This is a genomic window from Bradyrhizobium sp. 26S5, assembly GCF_036923295.1.
GTDB lineage: Bacteria > Pseudomonadota > Alphaproteobacteria > Rhizobiales > Xanthobacteraceae > Bradyrhizobium > Bradyrhizobium septentrionale.
In genome coordinates, this window is sequence record NZ_CP145948.1 from 3,668,877 (window position 1) to 3,691,109 (window position 22,233).

Sequence of the window (22,233 nt, forward strand, 5' to 3'; positions counted from 1 at the left end):
CGCCGCTCTCATCCTGATTGTCGCGCTATACCGTCTCTACAATCGCCGCTTCCTGCAGATGTGCAGCCACTATCTGGTCGATCCGGTCGCCTGTACGCCAGCGTCGGGCTGGGAGAAGGGGCAGGTCGAGAACCAGGTCGGGCTGGTCCGGGAGCGCTTCTTCACGCCGCGGCTGCGGTTCAAAAACCTCGACGAGTTAAACGCCTGGCTGCTCGACAAGTGCATCGCCTACGCCAAGGCTCATCGCCATCCGGAGCTGGTCGATCAGACGATCTGGGACGTGTTCGAAGCCGAACGCCCCAAACTCGTTCCCTATGCCGGCCGCTTCGACGGCTTCCATGCGGTGACAGCATCGGTCTCGAAGACCTGCCTGGTGCGCTTCGACAACAACAAGTACTCGGTCGCAGCCAGTGCAGTCGGACGACCGGTCGAGGTTCAAGCCTATGCCGATCGCATCGTGATCCGTCAGGATGGACGTATCGTTGCCGAGCACCCGCGATCCTTTGGCCGCGGCGATACCGTCTACGACCCCTGGCATTATGTGCCGGTGCTCGCCCGCAAACCCGGCGCCTTGCGCAACGGTGCTCCCTTCAAAGACTGGGTGCTGCCGGCCGCGATCGAGCGGATCCGGCGCAAGCTGGCCAGCACCGACGATGGCAATCGGCAGATGGTCGACATCCTCACCGCGGTGCTGACTGACGGTCTGTCCGCGGTGGAAGCGGCTTGTGCCGAAGCGCTCAGTCACAGCGTCCATTCCGCCGATGTCGTTCTCAATATCCTGGCCCGTCAACGTGAACCCGCCCCACCGGCCAACATCATGACGCCGGCCGCACTGACGCTCCGTCATGCACCGATCGCCGATTGTGCCCGCTACGACAACCTCCGGAGGACCATCTGATGGAACGAACCCAAATCTTCGACCTCATGGGCGAACTTAAGCTCTACGGCATGAAGGCTGCCTTCGACGAGATCATGGCAACTGCCGTCAAGCGCCAGCACGAGCCTCAACGCATTGTCGGCGACCTGCTCAACGCCGAGATCAACGAGAAGCAAGCCAGGTCGATCAAATACCAGCTCACCATTGCCAAGCTGCCGCTCGCCAAGGACATCGCCGACTTCCAGTTCGACGGCACGCCGATCAATCAGACTCTCGTCAATGATCTCGCTGGCGGCGGCTTCATCGCCCAACAACGCAACGTCGTGCTGGTTGGCGGCACCGGTACAGGCAAAACCCACTTGGCCATTGCCATCGCCAGAAGTTGCATCCGCGATGGCGCCAGAGGACGCTTCTACAACGTAGTCGACCTCGTCAACCGGCTCGAGACCGAGACCCGCAACGGTCGGCAGGGACGGCTCGCCGAGCATCTGACCCGCATGGACTTCATCGTTCTCGACGAGCTGGGCTATCTGCCGTTCGCGCAATCCGGCGGTCAGCTCCTGTTCCATCTCATCAGCCGGCTCTACGAGCGCACCTCCATCATTGTCACCACCAATCTTGCGTTCGGCGAATGGCCCAGTGTGTTCGGTGATGCCAAAATGACCACCGCGCTACTCGACCGATTGACCCATCACTGCGACATCGTCGAGACCGGCAACGACAGCTGGCGATTCAAAAGCCGCGACGATGTTCAAACAACCCGCGCTCGCGCCGTCTCCGCAACCCCGACCAGCTCCGACGACCCGAGCGCTACCAGCAGAGCACGCCGATCAAAGGGGTCCCTTTTGGATGCCGATAGGGGGTCCCAGTCGAACGCCGATTGACAGCCGGGCTGGTCAAGCTCGGTCATGTCGCGCTGGATGGTACGAAGATCAAGGCGAACGCGTCGAAACACAAGGCGATGAGTTATGAGCGCATGAAGAAGCGCGAGGCGGAATTGAAGGCCGAGGTCGCTCGCATGCTGGCGGCCGCCGAGGCGGCGGATGCCTCGGAGGATGAGACTTTCGGCAACAGCGACGAACTGCCGGACTGGACCGTCGACAAGCAGAAACGGCTGGCGAAGATCCAGCAAGCGATGGCGGCGCTGGAAGCGGACGCCAAACTGGCGGCGGAGGAAGAGCGCCGCATCGAGGCCGAAAAGGAACAGCAGCGCCAGGCCGAAGGCCGCAAGAAGCCGGGCAAACCGGCGGCGCTGCCATCGGAGGAACCCAATCCCAAGGCGCAACGCAACTTCACCGATCCGGAAAGCCGCATCATGAAGTCGAAGGATGGCTTCGTTCAGGCCTATAATGCCCAGGCGGCCGTCGATGCACATGCCCAGATCATTGTCGCGCAAGAACTGACCCTGCACGGCAGCGATCAGGGCCAGTTGGTGCCCCTGATCGAGGCCATCGAGAGCAATCTTGGCCGCAAGCCGCGGCAGGCCTCAGCGGATTCCGGCTACTGCAGCGAAGCCAATCTCGAAGCGCTCGACACACGCAGCATCGATGGCTATGTCGCGCCCGGACGCGCCAAGCACCCGACAGTAGCGAACGGAAAAGTCGGCGGCCCGCTGACACAGGCCATGCGAAAGAAGATCGACGATGGCGGCTTCGAAACACCCTACCGATTGCGAAAGCAAGTGGTGGACCCGGTGTTCGGGCAGATCAAACAGGCAAGAGGCTTCCGCCAGTTCCTGTTGCGGGGCATCGAGAAAGTGCGCGCCGAGTGGACAATGATCTGCACCGTCCATAACCTCCTCAAGCTGTTCAACCTCGCAAACGCAGCCTGAGCCTGCTACTCTACAACAAATGCCCGTCACGAAAACATATCTGGACGGGCTCCTAGGCGATCTGATCTCGAGTATCCTACGAATTCGATTGGGTTTGTCTTCTCGCGTTCTATTGTCGCCCTGCGTCACATCGCTCCGGGAAATTGAATCGCAACGGACACCCGATGTTCTCAAGTCGACCGAGGATACCGAGCGATGCTGCCCGAAAAGAAGAACAATCAGAGCGTGCCGGCGCGGCGCCTGCGCAAGCCGAACGCACTCAAGCATGGGGCTTACTCTTCCGTTCAGCTTTTGCCGTGGGAGGATCCGGACGCATTCCAGGAACTCCGCCGCGCGATCTGGCAAGAATGGCGCCCCGAGGGACCAATCGAAGTTGATTGTGTGGAAACCATCTTAATCTGCCAATGGCGCAAGCAGCGCCTACGCGCAAAGCGGAAGCTGGATACGGCAGTCGCTCTCGACAAGGTGCAGAATCGGGTATTCAACGAAAGGCCGCCGCAAGTCCTCGAGGTTATAAAGGATGCTCTCACAGAGAAGCGCAGCTATCCGCGCGACGACTACGAGCGCCTGCTGCACTTCAGCGCTAACCTCCATCGCGAGTCGGACGTAAGATTCTTGAGATTGGGAATTTCGTTCTTGTCAACCGAATGCCGAGACCATCTCAACTCAAACGTGCGCGAAGACAGCTTTGAGACTACGGAACTCTGGATCATTGCTTTGAAAAAGGAAGTCGACAACGTTCTGATGCCTCGTATCCGCGAGCGCCGCCCCGATCCCAATGGATATCTTCCGGCCGCCGCGGAGTTTCTTGCCGCCGATAAGACCATAGACGACCTCGCGGTCGAGGAGCGCTTGGATGCTGCCATAGATCGTGCATTGCGTCGGTTGCTTTGGGTGAGGGCGCAGAAACAGCTCGATCGTGCGGCGAAGGCGAGGGTCGTTAACGGCAAGGCCAACTAGCGAGATCGCGAGCCGCTACACTACCTTAGATAGAATATATCAATCTGAAAGAACTGCATGTGCGGTTTGCAATGGCCCTTTCATCATTGGAAATTCCTCACTGCTCGAAACCGTGGTCGCCGTTCGAACATAACCGCCTCGATCAGCCGCCGATCCGCCGTCCGGACTGAGGTAACCGCTGGTCAAGTGCCTGCTCGTGCCGCGGCGGCAGCCGCATTCAGTTCGAGGGCGGACGATCCATCCGCAGTACAGTGACGGCATCGCTGCCGACAATTTCTTTGGCGCTTCGGGGCCTCTCTCCAGCCGACCGTACACGGGCCGGCGGCTGGTTCCCTGCAGGGGTCGGCAGGTCGAGCCTGCAGCAGGCTGCGGGACCTCGAGACCGCGCGAAGGAGGCTCCACGGAGGTCCATTGCTGCTCCTCGCAGATCGCCTTAGTTCCGACAGGATGGCACCCTTGCCGCTTGAGATAATGGCCGCGGCAAGGTAACTAGGCGCCTGTTTTGGGGTAGGACAAGGTATCTGGATGACGTATGAAGCAACGATGGATCGACTGTTGCCGATTTTTCGGGACGTGTTCGATAATGACGAGATCGTGCTGGGACCGGAATTGACCGCAAGTCAGGTCGAGGGTTGGGATAGTCTGGGCCATGTCCGATTGATCGTGGCAATCGAGCAGGCGCTGGACATCACGCTTTCCACGGTCGAAATCACGGGGCTGGAAAATGTTGGCCAGTTGGCCGGGTTGATCGATCGCAAGCTCGGTAAGGGGAAGAAGTAGAGCCCAGCGAGACCCGACGGAAGAGCGGAAGAAACGCCATTGCTTGACTGACCTGGAAACACGACCGTCACCTGATGCTCACCCTGTTATCCCATCTACCTGAAGCGCCTGAGGATTTTCGTAAGCGTTGCCGCGAAGCAACGGACGCAAGGAGCCTGGTCCGCCTCGCCGGGTACAGGCTCGACGGTACCCGGCTGGAACAACTTGCGCGCGCGAAATCGCGACTTGAAGACGGGATGTCGCTGGATCGGTTTCGTCTCGGTGTCCTGTCCAATTCGACGACCGATTTTTTGCCGGCAGCGTTTGCCGCTACCGGCTTGCGATACGGACTCGACGTGGATATCGCCGTTGGGGAGTATGGTCGGCTACTGAGCGAAGCGGTCGATCCATCGTCACGCATCTATCATCCGCCCTGCGACGCCGTCCTGCTTGCGCTGGACCATCGGGGTTTTCCGGCAACTCTCCAGGCCGGCGTGAGTCATCGGGAGCAAGTCGAAACCGCGGTGGATTTTCTCGTCCAGACCCGGGACGCAATCAAGGCCGCGAGACCGACCGTCGTTATTTTCCAGACCGTCTCGTCTCCGCCAGAGCCTGTCTTTGGCAATGCCGATCTCGTGCTCAATGGCAACGTGCGGGCTTTCGTCCAGGATCTGAATTCCGCTCTTCGCCAACTCGTTGCGCAATCCCCGGGCGATCTCCTGCTTGACGTCGAGAGTCTTGCCAATGCTGTTGGAGGGCTCAACTGGCATGCGCAAACCCAGTGGAATTTGGCGAAGCTGGCATTCGCCCAGCAGGCCCTTCCGGTTTACGCCGATCATGTGGTCCGACTGCTTGCAGCCATGCGGGGCAAGAGCAAGAAGTGTCTTGTGCTGGACCTCGACAACACCCTGTGGGGTGGGGCAATCGGAGACCTAGGGGTCGACGATATCGTTCTCGGTCAAGGCAGCGCGGCCGGAGAGGCCTTTCTCGACGTCCAGCGAATGGCGCTGCGGCTCCGCGAACGCGGTATCATTCTCGCGGTGTCCTCCAAGAACAACGAGGCCACGGCGCTGGAGGCCTTCCGAAAGCACCCCGAAATGCTTTTGAAGGAAGAGCACATCAGCGTTTTTCAGATCAACTGGATTGACAAAGCGACCAATCTCGAGGAGATCGCCCGCGCGCTGGATATTGGCGTCGATAGCCTTGTGTTGCTGGACGACAATCCGGCGGAACGCATTCAGGTTCGCGAAACCCTCGACGCCGTAGCGGTCCCCGAACTTCCCGACGATCCCAGCCTGTATCCGCGGGCAATGTTGAATGCGGGCTATTTCGAAGCGTTGAGTTTCACCAGCGAGGATTCCAAGCGCGCCGATCAATATCGCGCCAATGCGAGCCGCTCGAAACTGCAACTGGTATCGCGCGACCCTCACGAATTCCTGAAGGCGCTCGAGATGAATATCTCGTTTGCGCATTTCGACCGCATCAGCCGCAGCCGCATCGTTCAGCTGATCAACAAGACGAACCAGTTCAACTTGACCACCCGTCGCTATACGGAAGCTGAAGTAGAGGCGATGGAAGGTGATCCGGACATCTGGACACTGCAGGTGCGCCTGGCGGACAAGTTTGGCGACAACGGCATGATCAGTGTAGTGATCTGCAGGGACGCTGGCCCCAAGACCTGGGAGATCGACACCTGGCTGATGAGTTGCCGTGTGCTCAGCCGGCAGGTGGAAGAGGCGACCATGAAGCAGGTCCTGGAGCACGCGCGAAAGGCCGGAATAGATACCGTCATGGGCCGCTATCGGCCGACCAAGAAGAACGAGATGGTGAAGGATTTTTACAGACGCCTTGGGTTCGATTTGGTCGAAGAGAGTGACAGCGGAACGGTGTGGCGATCCGGTACGGCGCGGGAGTATCCGCTCGACCTGCCCATGGTGGTGCTTAGCAGCCTCGGGTGAGATGTCGGGATTCCGCCAGCACGCCATGCTTGATTGCCGTTGCTCCATCGTGAAGCGACCGCGACACTTTAACTTACCGAAGGAACGGCGATGAAATCTGCTGCTCTTACCAAGACGATCGAGGGGCGATTGCTGTGGATCGCGGGGCTCGTGGCCTTGCTCGTGTCGATCGCAGCGAGCGGGGTGGCGCATGCCGCCGGCCCAGAACGTCTGGAATTGAAGCCGACTGATCGCGTATTCTGGAAGGGTAAGGGCGGCGAGAACTATCTCATCCTGAATGTCTTCGACAAGGATGCTCAGCTCAAGGCTCTGCCAAAAACCGACCAGAACGTTCTGCTGCTGAATACCGCGCTCGTCGAAGGCGCGCGCTTGTTCGCCCGCCCCGAACACAAACAGCTCGGCTCGGTCAGCGTTCTGCTGGTGAGCATGAAGGATATGAGCGAGTATGGGGGTGCCAAGGGGGGCTGGACACAGGTTGGCTTGGCCACCTTGCTCAAGAGAGACACCACGCTCCAGTTGAAGGATGTCAAACTCGATGGAGCGCTTCCTTCGCCGCTACCGACACTTCCTTTCCCGTTCCAGGAAACGAGCACCTCGGCGGCACCCAATGCCGTCGGGTTTATGATGCCGGAAAAAATCTATCTGGTGGCGGGGACCAGCCAGCAGGTGTTCTATGACGATCTCGTCCTGGTGAAAGTGTTCGACGATGTGCTGTTCGTGCCCGAAGGGGATGCCCTCGGATTCGCGGCGCAAAATCGCCGAAGCCTCGACTTTGCTCCAACAGAGGCGAATGTCGGCGACCACGTCTTGAAGATCAAGGTCACAGATTGGGACGGCAAGATCATCGCCGAAGGTTCGACCAAAGTCGTTGTCGTCCCCGCAAATGCCGGGCAGGAAAGCGAGAAGGCTGACCCGCTGCGGATCCTGATCGTGGGACACAGTCTGCCGTCGATGTATTGGCCGGCCTATTTCGCCGACTACCTGTCCGGCCCGGGCAATCCCAAGGTCGAATTCATCGGCGGCATCAAGTACTGGTATGGAAACTATCCCGATTTCCAGAACCATCCGCCGCTGGACTCGATGTATCACCAGGCAAGCCCTGGCTACAGCGTGCAGACCATGCTCACCTTGTACTCTGACGAGCCGCCGGCGAACCCGAACATGCCGAGCAAGAGCCCGTTTATCTTCAAGGATGGCAACGGGCCCCCGCATCTCGACATGCGCCGCTATCTCAAGGAGGCGCTGCACGACAAGGTGCCAGATATTGTGCTGCTGAATATCGGCGATAATGACACGTTTAACCTGGATCCCGATGCGGACAACTCGGCGGTCGAACGACAGTTCATCGCCAACATGAATGAGTTCCTCAACCATTTGCGTGAAATCGCGCCCAAGGCGATCTTTGGGGCGGTGATGCCAAACAGCTACAACTATTCGGAACGGTCCTTCATCGTCAATTATGGTCCCACGTACACGCGCTGGCGTCAGCTTCGCAATCGCCATCGATATATCGAGCTGATGGCTGAAGTCGCCAAATCGCGCAGCGACCTGCAGATCATTCCAAGCAACCTTGTCGTCGATGGAATCGATGGCATGCCCTACAACAGCGGAACGCATTTCAACAATCGCGGTGCGCGTCAGTTTGCAGGCGCCAGCTACGCCTGGCTCAAGGCCCAGTTCCCACAGCGCGGTGCTGCGACAACTGCGGCCGCTCCAGCTCCGGCTGCAGCTCCATCGCCCGTGCTGCGCGTCGGCTGGCTTGATCGCATCAAGGGCTTCTTCGGGAAATAGGGCCCGGTGCGGCGTTTGCAACCGCTCAAGAAGAGGACGAAGCAGTGACGTTGAATTCGGCGCCGTTTCTGCTTTTGGCGGCGGCTGCAATCGTTCTTGCGCGGCTGCTGCAGAGCCCGTTCCAGCGCCGGCTGCTGATCCTGGCCTTGAACGTTGTCTTTCTGTCAACCTACCTCACGTCGATCGGCGCCTGTGGTTTGCTCGCAGGCCTGCTGGTGGTCGTCTACCTGGCGGGATTGCGCAAAGTACGTACCGCGCTTCGCTGGTCGGGATGGAGTCAGGCAGGCGTCATCGTGGCGCTTTGGGCGTTCCTTTTTCTGCTGAAGGATCCGACATTACTCGCTCCGGTCAACCCGTTTTTTCGTTTTCCGATTACCGTCATCGGCATCTCGTATCTAGTGTTTCGTTCAATCAGCTATCTGATGGAGGTTGAACTCGTCGAACGATCGGGCTTTCTCGACTACCTGAACTACATGCTGTTCTTTCCGACGGTGCTGGCCGGTCCCATCGAGCGGTACAAGCCGTTTGTCGAACAGTATGGCGTTCCGCTCGGCGGCCCGGGAATCGTGCTACCCGCGCTGCACCGCATAGCGAACGGATATATCAAGAAATTCGTGATTGCCGACAATCTCACTGCGTTCAGCGTCGCTGGCGTCACCGATCCCGCGAATACGGCGACCAGCGTCCTGTGGATTGCCGCGCTGTTGCAACTGTTCCTGATCTGGCTCGATTTCAGCGGTTACTGCGACATCGCAATCGGCATTGCTTCCCTGATGGGAATCCGTATTCGGGAGAACTTCAACCGGCCGTTCAGCAGCGTCAACATAAAGGAGTTCTGGGAACGATGGCACATATCGATGAGCTCGCTCATGCGGGACTACATTTTCACTCCGATTTGCAAGGTCATTCTTTCAAGGACGCGACGGACGATGCATTGGCCGCTGATCACCGCAGCCTATTGCATGATCATGATTCTGATCGCCCTTTGGCATGGCACTGCCCTGGGATTTTTCGTGTTCGGCCTGCTTCATGGCCTGGTGTTGGTGGCAATACAGGTCCGCCAGCATTGGCGTCCGCGCGGAGCAGTTCAGGCGCTGAGCGTGGTTCAGCACGCCGCATGGGCGGTTTTGACCTATGTGTTTGTTAGCATCAGCCTGGTGCTCTGGATGGCGACTAACGGCAGGTGGTTGGAATATTTCCGTGCAATGCTAGGTGGTGCATGATATGCGTCTTTCTGTGAGGAGTCTTGTCTCGTTGGGCTGGCTGTCGATCAAAATATTGATCGTGCTTTATCTCATGAACGGAGGCGGGAAGCCGTTCATCTATCAAAACTTCTGACTGGAAATGCATCAGGTGTCGAGCGAAGAAGCGAGGAAGCGTACCAAATTCGGCGTCCTAGTCGGCCTGCTTGTCGCAGCGGTCGTTGTGTCCGGATTTCTTGTGTTGTTCGATACCCTGGCCCGACGCATCGAACGTTCGTCGAAGGTGTTGGACGTCGTCGACATCCAGTCGCCATCGACGCTCGCGCTTAAGGTTCGCCGGCTGGCCGCATTTCCGGGCCGGAAGGTCGTTCTGCTGGGCGATTCCCTGGTCGCGGGGCAGGTCCTGGCTGAGCACGGCGACAAGGATTGGCGGCAGCACACCATTTCGAAGCTGCTGCAAGAGCGCTATGACGGCGTTCAGCCCGGCAGCACGATGGTCATGAATTTGGGGATGAACGGCATTCTGCCGGCCGACCTCGAGACCTTGTCCGACTCCCTGATCGAGCTACGGCCCGACGCCGTGATCATGGACATCAGCTTGCGATCGTTCTCGATGGACTTTGCTGCCGCGGACGCGATGTGTAGTCGTCCATGGCTCAGACCTGGTTTGAAATTCGATCAGGCAGGGGGGCTGGTTTCTCTGTCGGATGCATCGGGCATAAGCAGTTTCGATCGGGCGCTGATCGAGTTATGGCCGAGCTATCGAATTCGCGACTTCGTGCAGGCGCGGTGGCTGAAAGGGGAACCGAAGGATCTGGCGTGGGCGTTGCGCAACCGGATCGAGAAGAGCGGCGCGGAGCAAGAGACCGCCGGTCCGGCCGCAGAGATGCGACTATTGCTCCAGGTCCGTGGTCGATATGCCTCCGCGAATCTTGAGGCGGCGAACCCGCAATTCGAAGCCTGGCTTCGTACACTGCGCAAGCTGAAGGCGGCCAAACTCAAGACGATTGTGTTCTATGCCACCGAAACACCCCGCCTGCTGCCCAGTCTCATGGAGCCGGAGCAGTATAATCTTCTGGCCGGAAAGTTGGAACGATCGGCCGGCGAGGGAGCTCCTATAGTTTCTTACCTGCCTGCGAACCCGGTACTAACCGACGACCAATTTTTGGATCACGTGCATGTCGATGCTGATGGCAATCGGATCTACGCGGCGAGTCTTTGGCGAGCGCTTACGGGCGCTCCGGCAGCGTCTCGTAGCCTCGAATTGGATATCAAGCCGTTTATCGAAACGATCGTTCCTGATCGCGTCGAGCTTGGTCGGCTAACCGACTTTCGGCTTGCGGCTTCCCCCGACTTCAAGGAGACCAATCCGCGATTCGATCTTCAGGATTATCCCGTGCTCTCGGTCGAGTCGCGCGGGCCGAGGCCGCCTCGCGAGATCATTTTCTTCTATCATTGGTGGGACAAAAGTGGTGCTACGATGGGAGGGGCGCACGACAGCTATCACATGCTGCGGTCGCCTCCGGACGAAGATGACCTACGGCCGCCGGCAGTTGGCGACCCGAGCGGGCAACAGGCCTCCGAGAAGACCTATATTGATCTTTACTCTGGGATTCCCTCGCGTCGTAACGCACAGAAGGTTGCATTCTTTGTTCAGGATGTCTTGCAACGCGGTGGCAGTCACAACACCGAAGCCCAAATAACACTGTTTGGGCAAAAGATTGCCCGCTCGGACCTGGCAGAGGGTGCCGAGGTCGTGAAGTCAACGCAGCAAGGTTTGCAAACCGGCGATGTTGCTCAGGACGTCGTCTTTGGAAAGATCGCCGCCAAGGACATCGTCGGGCAGGGCGCCCATTTTCAGATAAGCGGTGTTTCGACGGTCTATTGCCTTAAAGGAAATCACGACATCGAGCGGGTGGCTTCCGAATATTTGATTGGATCGATGCTGCCTCAGGTGGTCGGCTATCAAACGAGCGATGGCGAGTTCAGAACGCTCTATTTTTCCAATGCTGATCTAGTGGAATTGCATTTCGATCAAGTTCGCGGATTGTTGGACGTGAACGCGTACTCCTATGATTTTAGGGAGAGGACGACCCGCGTCTCCACCGAAGATCGCGATGCAGATCTTCGGCGCGTTCATCGCAATCTGGGTGTTGTAAACAAACTTCCAGACGCAAAACTTGGCATCGTACATACCCGCAGCAGGATCATGGCGTTTCCGCTCTGGCAGCCGAATGGCAATATGGCGGCCTTGGCCATAACCGAGCATGCCGATTATACGGGCGTTTCGCAGGATATGCTGACGATGTATGGTATGGATGCGCCGAAGCTCGTCGAAGGCCGCGGCATTCTCGGCAATCACATTCCAGTAACCAAATCAATGTTTCCGGTTGGACCGGACATAAAGTTTACAGGCCGCACGCAGAGTAGTCCGACGCAAGGAATGTTTGTTCAATCTTCGCTCGAAGGGTCTGCCGAACTCCTTGCCCAGGTGCGAGAGTACGAAGGGGCCGGACATGAGGTGGAGGTTGGCATTCACTGCATTTCTTCTTCGTGGCCAAACAACCAGCGAACGCCCGAGGCTCTGGACCGGGTGTTGACCGAGTTCGCTGAATTCAAGCCCGTTACCTGGGTTGATCATGGTGGGCCTGAATGTCTTTGGGAGTCGGGCTGGGATTCCAACTCGAAATATTACATCGTCCCTGTGTTGAAAAAGCACGGCGTCAAGTATCTGAATTCTCTTGGCGATAAGTACAGCATCCGAACGAACATGATCGCAGACGATGGGCCGTCCAACATTCTGTTCTACAGTCCTGGTTTGGACGATGACTTCGACGATGACTGGAAGCCTCTGTTCTTCGCGACGGCGCAGTTTACCTTTGGCAAGGGTGATTTCACTAAGGATCATATTCGCGATATCGTTCGGGCTCGCGGCGTGATCAACGTCCACACCTACCTGCCCTACGCGGCGCTGATGTTCGAACCCGGTGCAGAGGGGACCGTCAATCTGAAGGACAACCCTTGGTACAACGACCAGCTCAGCAACTTTGCCGCAGCAGGCAAGGAAGGGGATCTATATCTTGCGACCAACCGAAAGCTCAACGGTTACATCTGGCAGGTGCGCGGCATCAGCTATTTCACCAGCGGCGGGACTATCCATCTGCACAATCCGAGCAAAGCGCCTGTCGACGGCCTGACGGTTGGATTTCGCGACCTCGCTCCGCCTAAGCGAGCCAACAAGCCCACCATTGCAGGCATATCGCCGATCGGCCAGCGCGAGCGCGACGGGGTATCTTATGCTTGGTTCAATCTGCCCGCGGGCTTCAGCGAATGAGTTGGCGTTTGGCCAAGGCGACGTAGATATCGGAGTTTTTCAGCGTCGGTTCGGTAAACAGCGATGTTTGGTAACCGCGGCGATTGAGCATGTCGATCATCAACTCGTGTTCGCGGTTGCCCTGATCATGCACCTCAACGACCAACTGATCGATTTTCGGCCAGTCGGCATCGTCAATGCCGGCTAAGATGGCGTTCTCCGCCCGCTCCACGTCGATCTTGGCGAGGCTGACGTGACCGATGCCCTCGGCTGCCATGATGCGGGATAGCGTTGTGATCGGGCAGCGGAAAGTCTGCTTTCCCTTGAGCTTGGAGCCAACCAGCAGATCGAGTTCGCGTTCGCTGGGCCTGGTTCCGTAACGCTCCCGGTACTGGGTCGCCGCGCCAGCGCGCAACACCATGAGATCCTGCTGCTCGTTCGCAAACATGCCGCTGATGATGGAATAGTGAGGATAGTAGGAAAATTCCACCTCGCCCTCGGTGTCGCCAAGCGCGGTCGGAAAGATACGGACGGCTTCGCCAAACGGCGCGGTGTTGATCCGCAACCGTTCCAGGCAATGCGGCGCCGGCTCGAAGCAGTAAATCCGGATGCCGGGGAATTTTTGCAGAGCATACAGGCTGAACATGCCAATGTTGGCACCTACGTCCAGCACGATCCCGTCCGCCGGCACGCGCAGATCGTAGGCCGCATAAACCTCCTGCACGAAGATTTCGTCGTAGAGAAACTTGGTCTCGTCGCCGTTGATCTCGGCGATCTCAAGTCCATTGGCCAGCCGGGTAAATCTCATGGATTGCTCACTGGCAGCGGCTGCTCGCGCTGAGGTCGATCGAGAGGGCCCGCAGAGCCTTCGATGATTTCGAGTAGCATGCCGTTAGGCTGGTAGAAGAACTGCACCAGGTGTCCGGCGAAGGCGACGCCAGGTTTCGGCTCGGTGACCGGAAAAAAGCCCTGCTCGCGTAATTCCCTGGCCTTTTCGCTAAGATCGGCACAACGATAGCAGACGTGATTGATGATGTTTTTTCGCGCCTTCAGGCTTGCGGCTATGGGCGAACTGGCAGAGTTGGGCTGGATAAGCTCGTAGACGAGACCATCGACGGTGCGCCCAAAACGGGCGGTCACATCCTGCAGCGGATCGACGATCCGCACACTCCACTCGATCCGGCCGAACAGTCGCTCGAAAGCGACCATCTCCCGCTCGACGTCTTCAGTCAGAAAACCGATATGATCGAGTTTCATCGGCGGTATCGAACTCCTTGCGGCGCGCCCATCTCAATCCGCCGGGGTTGCGACGACCACGGTAGTGATCGTCGATTTGGTCTTTCGAGCCCGTTCGATCGTCATGTTAGTCTGGGGTGCGAAGTGCGTGTCAACAACGCGATAACCGCAACCGGCGATGAATTCCACCACGTCCTCCGGCGTCGGCAGCAAGAACAGATGGTCGGGTGCCGGGCTGTTAATCGGCATATTGACGTATAGGCGCCCGCCGGGCGCCAGCAGCTTCCTGAGCTGGACCAGTGCATCGCGCGGATGCTCGAGATGTTCGAGTACTTCGCTCAAGGCAATGCTGTCGAACCGGGAGCTCTCGGGCGGTGTAGCGAAGATGTCCTGGACCCGTAGAGCGACATCGCGTACCGCGCCTAGTCGGGCCATCGCGTGCCGCGTCTTGTCGATACTCTCGGCGGAGACGTCCCAGGCCTCAATCCTACGGCACAGCGGTTCGCTGGCTGCAAGATAGAGCAGAAGCCCGTGGCCAGGTCCGATCTCGAGATGGTCGAACGACTGGTCGAATTGTCCAAGGAACCTGTCGATGTAGAACGTCATCGCTTCGGTATGGTTGGACCACCAGACCTGCGTCATCAGCAGGCCATTCATGTAGTGTTCCATCAATTTGTCGTTCGAATAGACCTGTGCCACGGCGTCGGCGAACGTCTTCAGGCGATAGCTCCCGTTGCGGCGGAAATGCAGTTCCTCCTCCAGTACGAGATTGCAAATCCAGTCGTAGTCGCGCACGACCTCGTCGAGATTGTCGCCCGCGAGCGTTGCCACCCAGCCGGCGATCTTGTCGACCATCGCAAGCTCCAGCGGGCCGCTGGTTGAAAGGCGTTTGTCGAGCGATGCCCGATGTCGGGGCGTAAGCGAAATCTGGCGCGAATAAAGCGCTGCCAGGGTCGGGTAGGGTCCAATAATGTCGTCGACAGATTTAGAAGCCGCCAATTGCACAATCTTATCCAATCAGACGAAGAGCCGCTGTAGGAGCTCGGTGGGAAGTCCCGGCGGGTCAAGGCTCGCCTCTAGTTGATGATCGAATTAAGTGCTATGGTTGGCAAGTCGAATTTCGACCGGGCCAGCCGGCCGCAGACGGCGCCAGCGCCGGAATCCCGACCGATATCTTCCAGCGGCTGCTGGAATTCTCGCTCCCGAGAAGACCATAGAAGACCTTGCAGTCGAGGAACGCTTGGATGGTCTCATGGATCGTGCATTGCGTCACTTGTTTTGGCTGAAGGCGTAGAAACAGCTTGAGCGCGAAGCGAAGGCGAAGGTCGTTAACGGCTAGGTCAGGTGAAAATTATCAAGAGGTAGAGCTGACATTCGATGGCAGATCGCGGCGCCAAGTCAGCGAAGATCGCCTGGCGTATTCTTCTCGTACCAGTGCCGGTTAAGCTGCTCAGTTACGGTGCCGAGTTGTACGATCAAGTTGGCTGAAAAATCCGCCGGCTCGGCTTCGCCCCGCTTCTCATGCCAGAGACGAAGCAGGGCGGCTTGATCATCGCCCATAATGGTGCGTGCGTCAGACCCACCTATAAAACTGCGTCTATCTGCTGAATCAGGTACCATTCGCGGTTGCATGTCCATTCCTCCAAATCGAACAATCATGTTTTTGATACGAAAACAGTACATAGATACGATAGATGGAAAAGCAGACATTGCAACCGAAATCGATACATTGTTATGATTTTTTTGCCTGTTCAATGCCGTATGGCCCGGGCTGCTTTGGGACTAGGCGTTCGAGAACTGGCCGCCGCGGCCAAGGTGTCGATCGATACCGTTGCTAGGTTTGAGCGTGGAGACGAATTAAAGGAACGCACGATCGAGGCATTGCGCCACGCATTAGAAGCTGGCGGGGTCGAGTTCATCGACGAGAACGGCGGCGGACCAGGCGTGCGCCTTCAAAAGCGAAAGCCCGAGGAACGGAAAGGCTAGATTGTCCGGAGGCGCGGCTGTCAGAGCGGGCAGGGTGCCGTGAGGGTTACAACTCTGGACTGATATTCCGACGTCGCGCAGTTGATCGAGAAGCGGGACTCGAGTTTCCGCCACGGTCGCGTGGTTGCACGCTAGCTGGCGCTTGAATATCCGGCGACGACACTCCTCAAATCAAATTGCTGTGGATAGATTTGTGCTTGCTGCCGGCGCGTCGGTCTCGAGTAACCTACGGATACGGTTGGGTTGGTCTCCTCGCGTTCCATTCTCGCGCTCCGTTTTGTCGCTCCGGAAAGCTGAATAGAGCGGACACCCCATGTGCTCAAATCAACTGACGACGTCCGGCGATGCTGCCCGAGAAAAACAATGAGAGGGTGCAAAGCGAAGCGCCTACGCAAGCGGAACGCGCTCAGCTATGGGACTTACACCTCCATTGAAATCGGTTGCCGTGGCAAGACGCTGAGGCTTTTCCATGCGGGCGCCAGATAGATTGCCAAGTTTCGAAAATGCCGCACATCTGCCTTATGTGGTGATTGATAGTCTCCGATGATCCGAAACTGTTCGGCTTAGGGCGCTGACCTGGGCTCGAGCGGTTTGTCGCCAACTAGGGTTTGAGCACTCAAACATGAGAGTTATGAACTTGCCGGGCCTGCAACGCGTCGACCGTTTGGAATTTGCGCGCGGTCTCCATGCGTCACGTCTTGCCAATATTCAGAAGGGTGAAGGCCAGTCTCACGCCGGCTTGGGGACTCCGCACGAAATCTCTCGTTTTTTGATCGCGTACATGGGGTGGCCGGACGATGAAAAAATCCGAAATCAGTGGATCGCCGCGATCATGTCTCGCTCTATCGCGAGCGACGAGGAGCCCAGCGACAAAATCGGATCCGTCTTCCGTAGCTTTGGGGGACTAAATTCGATCGCGGAGCCAGCATTCGACGTGGCAGCAAACGCAATCGTGTCGATTGAACCCGGATGGCGGGTCGTGGCTGACATTTTCACAACGCTGGTTGCGCTGAGTGACGATAAGATAGTTCTTCGACGGGGTCCGAGCTTAGCGAAGGCGATCGATCTTTGCGTAGCCCACGGGAATTACAGGCGGACGCAACTGCAAAAGCTCTGGATGCGATATCGCGACGTCGCTCACATCCTCGCCGCCGCTCTCGAATTGGCCAGGGAGCACGGAGACCATTCCATGTTCCTGGCGAGTTGGTTATCGCCAGATGCCGTAATGGGTATCGCCGACGGGTTTGAGGAATTTGGGCTCACCTTAAAGCCTCATGGGCAGATTGAGCCAGTGCTCCGACCCGAGATGGTGTGGCGCATTCCACCGTACCTCAGGAACGAGAAGAGCTACTTAATCAGGCGGCCCCTGTCAGAACGCCAGATCAAGTTCCTGTCGTCCCGCAAGGCACGCAAAGAATATATCTCCAAGTCTTAGCCGAGTGCCTCACTTTCAAAGTGAGACGGTTATTCGGGGTGAGTTTCCGAGGCAGACTCGAATTGTTGGCGCCAATCAATGAGCGTCGAATTCTTCGCGAGTCCCCATGATTTGCGGACTTGTCTATTTCAGCTGTGCCGCACATTCGGTGCCGGCCCAGCTTAGGGGAAAGCATATGTCAGTCGATCAGCCGAACAAGCCAGACGTCAAAGACAACCAGCAAAACGCCGAAAGCCAAAAAGACACCGTCGAACGCCTTCCGCTCTTTGTGCGGACTTGGCTCAAAAACCCACCTCTGTTGCCGGGTGAAAGCCGGTCCGACTTAGTCGAGATCTTTGGCTCTTATGAGCTGACTCACGCCGGCAAGGCAAAAACAAATGCGGAATATTGGATGGTCTGCCGGGCGACGACGTTGACGTTAGAGATTATGCGTTACGAGCGCATGAAGGTTGCAATCATGCGTCTGAAGGAACGTCCGGCCGTCGAATCGATGCTGCGGAAGACCCATCCGGGTGCCGCCATGGCCGACGCGGCCGCGGGTGTGCAAGCGATGTGTCACCTCGACGCAGACAAGTACTATGCGGACCCGAAGCAGAAGGAGAAGTCATCCAAAGCGTTTGAATCGGCGGGCTTTGGGTCGGGCGCAGTCGAGGGAGAGGCGTTCCTTCTTTCTTTGCCGCCGTTGGCAACGCTCGAGAAGATGATCGCTTCAAAGGAAAAGCGTCTACATAATATCTCCAAGGAACTAGAGGCTCGGTATTCGATACGCGCCAAACAGCGCCCCTCAAGCTGATCGGGTAAGACTTATGGCCACCCAAAAACAGATCGAAGCTAACCGGCGCAACGCGCTTAGGAGTACGGGGCCCCGCACAAGAGAAGGCAAAGCGCGTTCACGAATGAACGCGCTTCGCCACGGATTGGCATCCACAGGGGAGAAATTTACCGCCGCAACCGAGGAGGCAAATTCAAGCTCAGAATACGCAGGCGCTGCTGCCACCTCGCACGCTAGGTTGGGTCAAATTGAGTCCGTGCGAAGCAAAATTCTTGCTGAAATTGAAGATTTGCTGCGCCAAGCCGAACCTCATGCTGTCCATGCTGCCATAACGAGGCTTGGCGCCCTCGAATGGTACGAGCGTCGTGCGTACGCCTGGCTAAAAAAGGAGGCCAGCTAAACAGAGCCTGTCACCGGACTACAAAATTTGGCAGAACGAACCCAATTGGCGAGAGTACCTCACCATCCCGGCCACGCGTCAGATCTACGCTGGGCGCAGCTGTCGAGTAACTCGAAGGACACAAGGGTTGATCCATCAGCACTGCATCGACGCGACGGCTGTTTCGTGTGCCGATGATGATCTCGTCGTTGCGGGTCACAATTTCGCACCGACGAGTTCTGCCTCGCGTTTGCTTGCGATCCTTCACACGCTCCAATTGAGCCAGAATAGGAATTCATAGCTCATTAGCATATGTTACTGCTTTGGGTGCGTGGGCCGCTGTTAGCCCTAAGACATCAGCTTCAAATCTCTGCGTAGAGGTGCTTAAATCCTCAGGAACATAATTGGTCCTCATGTGGTCGCGGCGGGGGCTTTGGAGATCTAGCGGAATGAGCATCTTCAACAGGCAGGGAAACCTTGTTCCGATCCATGCTGATAACGCAAAGACACGGGATTGGCTTATCTTGTTGGAAGCGGCGACTATCGTCGGTCATCAACGCGAAAAGCTCCGAGTTGCGCTTACAACGCAGGAGCGTAAGCTCGTAAAGAAGCGGAGGTTTTTTGGTAAGACCGAGTACTATTTGATTGTCGATGGCTATGATCCGCGAATACACGCGCTATATTTCTGTCCCCAACTCTTTAGGAACGAGGGTGGCACGCTTGTTCCTTTGACTGGGGCCGAGATTGGGCAGTTGATGGCGCAAGCCCTTGAGGGAGGAGCTATCGAAAAAATGCCTTGGTATGCGCCAGCCGAAAGCCTGCCAAAAGAGCCGATCATAAAAGCGGCGCCCGAAATGGAATTTGACAGCCTGGTTGTAGACACCCCGACGCCCAAAGCGAAATCTGCGCTACGGGCCGTGTCTCTCTCCGACAAAGAAAACACGAATAAGTAGTTATTTTAACTGTGATCGATCGCGCACCTTCAGTGATTCTTGGTCTCCTTCTCAAAGCGGTACGGGCATGGCTCTGCGTTTGCCGGCGCCGGTCGCGAGGCATGGCAGGTCGTCGACGAGACGCAGTCGAACTGATCGTCTAATTCGCGGTGCAGGGCATTCGCGGCAGCTCGACTAAAAGTGCAGAGCCTGATTCAGGTGACCGCGCGACAGCGCGCTTCGAACTTCACAAAGCCCGGCCTTGCGCCGGGCTTTGTCGTTACTAAATAGGTCGCGTGGTAGCGCTTGGCGCTGTCGCTCGCCCTCCTTGGGCGTTTCCTCCCTAGACTTGGGCCGCTTGTGCATCCGCGCGGGCGGCCTTTCCTTTGCGCCGCTCGACCGAAACGCAACTATGACAGAAGGCTAAAATTCGCTGCAGTGACCGAGCCAGCGGTCGCGCCGTTCAGCCAGACCGCGGTGCCGCCGTCGACCTGAATGACGAAGTACGCGCCGTTCTGGTAGGAGTGTGACAGCACATCGCTGAGCGAGCCGAAGCCGCTACCGTTGAACTGAACGACATCCGTAGCAGCGTTCCAGTCTTGAACCACCTCGACGCCCGGCACTCTGCGCGAGACGAACGTGTTGCTGCCGCCGCCGCCGAAATAGTAGTTCACGCCGGTGCCACCGTCGAAATAGTCATTGCCGGCGCCGCCGAGCAGAACGTCGACGCCGTCGCCGCCATACATGACGTCGTCGCCATTGCCGCCATAGAAATAATCGTTGCCATTGGCGCCGTACATGATGTCGTTGCCGTCGTCACCGATCTCGACTGCCCGGCCATTGGCGACGATGACATCATTACCTGCTCCGCCGTACGCCGAGCCGCCGTCTGCGGCGCCCATGTAGATCCAGTCGTCGCCGGCATCGCCTTCGAGCAGATCGACGCCGTCGTCCGCCACCAGCGTATCGTTGCCGTTGCCGCCGTACGACGTGTCGTTGCCGCCGCCTCCGAACAGCACGTCATTGCCGTCGCCACCGAAGAGCAGGTCATCGCCGTTGCCACCTGACAGGACGTCGTTGCCGCCGTTGCCATAGAGGCCCGGCGCAATGGCGGTGCCGGAGGCCACCAAGATGTTCGTTCCGCTGTCGTTGCCGTCGCCGCCATAAATCGTATCGCCGCCGGCCGAGCCATACAGCGCGTCGCGTCCGACACCACCGTCGATGTAGTGGGACTGCGTTGTCAGCGCGCCGCCATCCTGAATATAGTCGTCGCCATTGCCGCCATACTCGAATGACGTGTTGACCGAATTGCCACCCTGAATCCAATCATTGCCGCCGCCGCCATACATTTCGCCAAAGGCCAGGCTGGTCCATTCCGCCCTCAGGAAATCGTTGCCCTGGCCTCCGTCCCAATAGTCGTTGCCGGCAATGCTGCTTGCCAGCGTGTCATTGCCCTGACCGCCATAGAGCGCGTCGAAACCAGCGGAAGAGAGGACGCTGTTATCCGTGCTATCGCCGTAAAATGCAGGCATAGAATACGTTCCTTTCTGCTGAAACCATTTCGGGCTAGGCGCCGTCCCAAAACCCGATATCCAACCCGGCACCCCTATCGGGAAAAAGTGGCAACGCATATTCTCTGTTTGGGTTCCTTATGTCGCAGCAACCGTGGAAGGTCTGGTACAAACTCGCGCGATGGCGGGCGTCGCGCCTACGCATCTTCCTGCGTGATCTCTACACCTGCCAGCACAGGGCATGCGGCAGCATTGAACTGAATACGGCACTCCCGGTCCGCGACCACATCGCTCCACATCGAGGTGATGAACTTCTGTTCCGGGACGAGGGCAATCTGCAGACGCTATGCAAGCCGTGCCACGGCAGCGTTAAGCAGGCCGAGGAGCAAGCGAGCCTACACACGCGCGGCGTCTGGGATTGAGGGAGGGGGTATTTCCTTCGCGGGTTCCTCTCCGCGGACCGGCCCATCTTACATTCACGGTTTTTTTTCATCATGGCTGAAGTTTTGGACGTGTTCGGCGATCCGGTGCCGTCCAACTGGGGATAGCGTGGCCGGCCGGAGCATTGTCGCGACGAAGCAAAGCCGGAATCGTGTCAATCTGTTAGTCGCGCTCGGCTGGAGTAACGCGCATCGCGTCGGCGCTTTTCATCACGCAGCCGACGCTGCGGAAGCATTACTTTTCAGAGCTCAACTGGGCGACCGCGACACGCAGATATCACCCACGAGCAAAATTCAGTCCTCTACCACCAGACCTGACGGAAAGTAAGCGAGCAACTTTCCGTCCGGTGGACCGTACTTCCAGAAGCGGGCAGCGCGGTGAAAGCCGTCGATCAATATCGGAAAGCTGAACGAGCGACCAAACGTGATCGGATCTGTGGGAAATTCATAGCTCGGTCCTTTGGGAAGGACGCTTCGAGGATCGTCGAGTTTGACGCCTGTCGTTGTCATGTATTCCTCAAACGAAACGAAACGCCCCTCGCTTTCGGGATACCAGACATTTGGTGGCACGAGCAACGAGCCCAATCTCGCTCGCCCGACTTTAATGACATCAAACGAAATCACTCCGGTCAGGAACGCGAGTAGGACGGGTCGAGCGCACGCGGTACCAAAGGCGAGTTCATACTGCTCGGCCTCAGAGAGCAGCTCGAATAAAGTCCCGCTTGATCGCTTCGCGACGAGATGGCCTAGATCCGAATAGTGCCGGGCGGCCGGAGAATCGGTCAACTCGCTGTAACCCCATCGGGCTTGAACTTCCAACAGCGGAACATTTTGCAGCCTCAAGTCGCTCC

At 57.8% G+C, this 22,233-nt stretch carries 17 protein-coding genes and 2 pseudogenes; 13 read left to right on the plus strand and 6 right to left on the minus strand.

The window, feature by feature from the left end:
* Positions 1 to 28 precede the first annotated feature (28 nt).
* From V5279_RS16830 to V5279_RS16870, 9 genes and pseudogenes are all read left to right on the plus strand, one after another.
* Positions 29 to 898, plus strand: a pseudogene (locus tag V5279_RS16830) (Mu transposase domain-containing protein); the annotation flags it as partial.
* Positions 898 to 1,761: an IS21-like element helper ATPase IstB gene (gene istB, locus V5279_RS16835; RefSeq protein WP_166107168.1), complete on the plus strand. Its 864-nt coding sequence runs from the start codon at positions 898 to 900 to the stop codon at positions 1,759 to 1,761. The pseudogene V5279_RS16830 and the gene istB, both read left to right, overlap by 1 nt.
* Before the next feature lie 92 nt (positions 1,762 to 1,853).
* Complete coding sequence (locus V5279_RS16840; protein WP_338699177.1) at positions 1,854 to 2,708, plus strand: transposase; 855 nt, start codon at positions 1,854 to 1,856, stop codon at positions 2,706 to 2,708.
* 195 nt (positions 2,709 to 2,903) lie between these two features.
* Positions 2,904 to 3,668: a hypothetical protein gene (locus V5279_RS16845; protein ID WP_338699179.1), complete on the plus strand. Its 765-nt coding sequence runs from the start codon at positions 2,904 to 2,906 to the stop codon at positions 3,666 to 3,668.
* A 525-nt stretch (positions 3,669 to 4,193) separates the two neighbouring features.
* Complete coding sequence (locus V5279_RS16850) at positions 4,194 to 4,448, plus strand: acyl carrier protein (RefSeq protein WP_176540020.1); 255 nt, start codon at positions 4,194 to 4,196, stop codon at positions 4,446 to 4,448.
* A 74-nt stretch (positions 4,449 to 4,522) separates the two neighbouring features.
* On the plus strand, positions 4,523 to 6,385 hold the full coding sequence (locus V5279_RS16855; protein ID WP_338699183.1) for an HAD-IIIC family phosphatase: 1,863 nt from the start codon (positions 4,523 to 4,525) through the stop codon (positions 6,383 to 6,385).
* Between the two features lie 90 nt (positions 6,386 to 6,475).
* Positions 6,476 to 8,176 carry an SGNH/GDSL hydrolase family protein gene (locus tag V5279_RS16860; RefSeq protein WP_338699185.1) on the plus strand — a complete coding sequence of 567 codons (1,701 nt, stop codon included), beginning with the start codon at positions 6,476 to 6,478 and terminating at the stop codon, positions 8,174 to 8,176.
* A gap of 44 nt (positions 8,177 to 8,220) precedes the next feature.
* A complete protein-coding gene (locus tag V5279_RS16865; RefSeq protein ID WP_338699187.1) occupies positions 8,221 to 9,399 on the plus strand; it encodes an MBOAT family O-acyltransferase in 1,179 nt (392 codons plus the stop codon).
* Positions 9,400 to 9,529: 130 nt separating this feature from the next.
* A complete protein-coding gene (locus tag V5279_RS16870; RefSeq protein ID WP_338699189.1) occupies positions 9,530 to 12,712 on the plus strand; it encodes a hypothetical protein in 3,183 nt (1,060 codons plus the stop codon).
* On the opposite strand, the gene V5279_RS16875 is transcribed toward V5279_RS16870, so the two are convergent.
* The 4 genes and pseudogenes from V5279_RS16875 to V5279_RS16890 form a co-directional block, all read right to left on the minus strand.
* A complete protein-coding gene (locus V5279_RS16875) occupies positions 12,702 to 13,499 on the minus strand; it encodes an FkbM family methyltransferase (protein WP_338699191.1) in 798 nt (265 codons plus the stop codon). The genes V5279_RS16870 and V5279_RS16875 overlap by 11 nt on opposite strands.
* The gene (locus V5279_RS16880; RefSeq protein ID WP_176540026.1) at positions 13,496 to 13,948 is read right to left on the minus strand and encodes a VOC family protein; all 453 of its coding nucleotides are present in this window, start codon (positions 13,946 to 13,948) and stop codon (positions 13,496 to 13,498) included. Before V5279_RS16880 ends, V5279_RS16875 begins: the two co-directional genes overlap by 4 nt.
* Before the next feature lie 33 nt (positions 13,949 to 13,981).
* Complete coding sequence (locus V5279_RS16885; protein WP_176540027.1) at positions 13,982 to 14,782, minus strand: class I SAM-dependent methyltransferase; 801 nt, start codon at positions 14,780 to 14,782, stop codon at positions 13,982 to 13,984.
* A gap of 561 nt (positions 14,783 to 15,343) precedes the next feature.
* A pseudogene (locus V5279_RS16890) lies at positions 15,344 to 15,559 on the minus strand (YqaJ viral recombinase family protein); the annotation flags it as partial.
* A 102-nt stretch (positions 15,560 to 15,661) separates the two neighbouring features.
* Here V5279_RS16890 and V5279_RS16895 point away from each other — a divergent pair.
* From V5279_RS16895 to V5279_RS16910, 4 genes are all read left to right on the plus strand, one after another.
* On the plus strand, positions 15,662 to 15,913 hold the full coding sequence (locus tag V5279_RS16895; protein WP_224741691.1) for a helix-turn-helix domain-containing protein: 252 nt from the start codon (positions 15,662 to 15,664) through the stop codon (positions 15,911 to 15,913).
* 622 nt (positions 15,914 to 16,535) lie between these two features.
* Positions 16,536 to 17,348, plus strand: a complete 813-nt coding sequence (locus tag V5279_RS16900; RefSeq protein WP_176540028.1) for a hypothetical protein — start codon at positions 16,536 to 16,538, stop codon at positions 17,346 to 17,348.
* 175 nt (positions 17,349 to 17,523) lie between these two features.
* A complete protein-coding gene (locus V5279_RS16905; RefSeq protein WP_338699198.1) occupies positions 17,524 to 18,141 on the plus strand; it encodes a hypothetical protein in 618 nt (205 codons plus the stop codon).
* A gap of 807 nt (positions 18,142 to 18,948) precedes the next feature.
* Positions 18,949 to 19,452 carry a hypothetical protein gene (locus V5279_RS16910; RefSeq protein ID WP_338699200.1) on the plus strand — a complete coding sequence of 168 codons (504 nt, stop codon included), beginning with the start codon at positions 18,949 to 18,951 and terminating at the stop codon, positions 19,450 to 19,452.
* A 389-nt stretch (positions 19,453 to 19,841) separates the two neighbouring features.
* On the opposite strand, the gene V5279_RS16915 is transcribed toward V5279_RS16910, so the two are convergent.
* Positions 19,842 to 20,963, minus strand: a complete 1,122-nt coding sequence (locus V5279_RS16915; RefSeq protein ID WP_338699202.1) for a calcium-binding protein — start codon at positions 20,961 to 20,963, stop codon at positions 19,842 to 19,844.
* Between the two features lie 713 nt (positions 20,964 to 21,676).
* Positions 21,677 to 22,225 carry a hypothetical protein gene (locus V5279_RS16920; protein WP_338699204.1) on the minus strand — a complete coding sequence of 183 codons (549 nt, stop codon included), beginning with the start codon at positions 22,223 to 22,225 and terminating at the stop codon, positions 21,677 to 21,679.
* Positions 22,226 to 22,233 lie beyond the last annotated feature (8 nt).

Coding starts and splice junctions, on each gene's coding strand:
- V5279_RS16850 (WP_176540020.1), top strand. CDS start 4,194: ATGACGTATGAAGCAACGATGGATCGACTGTTGCCGATTTTTCGGGAC.
- V5279_RS16840 (WP_338699177.1), top strand. CDS start 1,854: ATGAAGAAGCGCGAGGCGGAATTGAAGGCCGAGGTCGCTCGCATGCTG.
- V5279_RS16880 (WP_176540026.1), bottom strand. CDS start 13,948: ATGAAACTCGATCATATCGGTTTTCTGACTGAAGACGTCGAGCGGGAG.
- V5279_RS16885 (WP_176540027.1), bottom strand. CDS start 14,782: ATGGTCGACAAGATCGCCGGCTGGGTGGCAACGCTCGCGGGCGACAAT.
- istB (WP_166107168.1), top strand. CDS start 898: ATGGAACGAACCCAAATCTTCGACCTCATGGGCGAACTTAAGCTCTAC.
- V5279_RS16910 (WP_338699200.1), top strand. CDS start 18,949: ATGAGCATCTTCAACAGGCAGGGAAACCTTGTTCCGATCCATGCTGAT.
- V5279_RS16855 (WP_338699183.1), top strand. CDS start 4,523: ATGCTCACCCTGTTATCCCATCTACCTGAAGCGCCTGAGGATTTTCGT.
- V5279_RS16895 (WP_224741691.1), top strand. CDS start 15,662: ATGATTTTTTTGCCTGTTCAATGCCGTATGGCCCGGGCTGCTTTGGGA.
- V5279_RS16905 (WP_338699198.1), top strand. CDS start 17,524: ATGTCAGTCGATCAGCCGAACAAGCCAGACGTCAAAGACAACCAGCAA.
- V5279_RS16845 (WP_338699179.1), top strand. CDS start 2,904: ATGCTGCCCGAAAAGAAGAACAATCAGAGCGTGCCGGCGCGGCGCCTG.
- V5279_RS16860 (WP_338699185.1), top strand. CDS start 6,476: ATGAAATCTGCTGCTCTTACCAAGACGATCGAGGGGCGATTGCTGTGG.
- V5279_RS16915 (WP_338699202.1), bottom strand. CDS start 20,963: ATGCCTGCATTTTACGGCGATAGCACGGATAACAGCGTCCTCTCTTCC.
- V5279_RS16875 (WP_338699191.1), bottom strand. CDS start 13,499: ATGAGATTTACCCGGCTGGCCAATGGACTTGAGATCGCCGAGATCAAC.
- V5279_RS16900 (WP_176540028.1), top strand. CDS start 16,536: ATGAGAGTTATGAACTTGCCGGGCCTGCAACGCGTCGACCGTTTGGAA.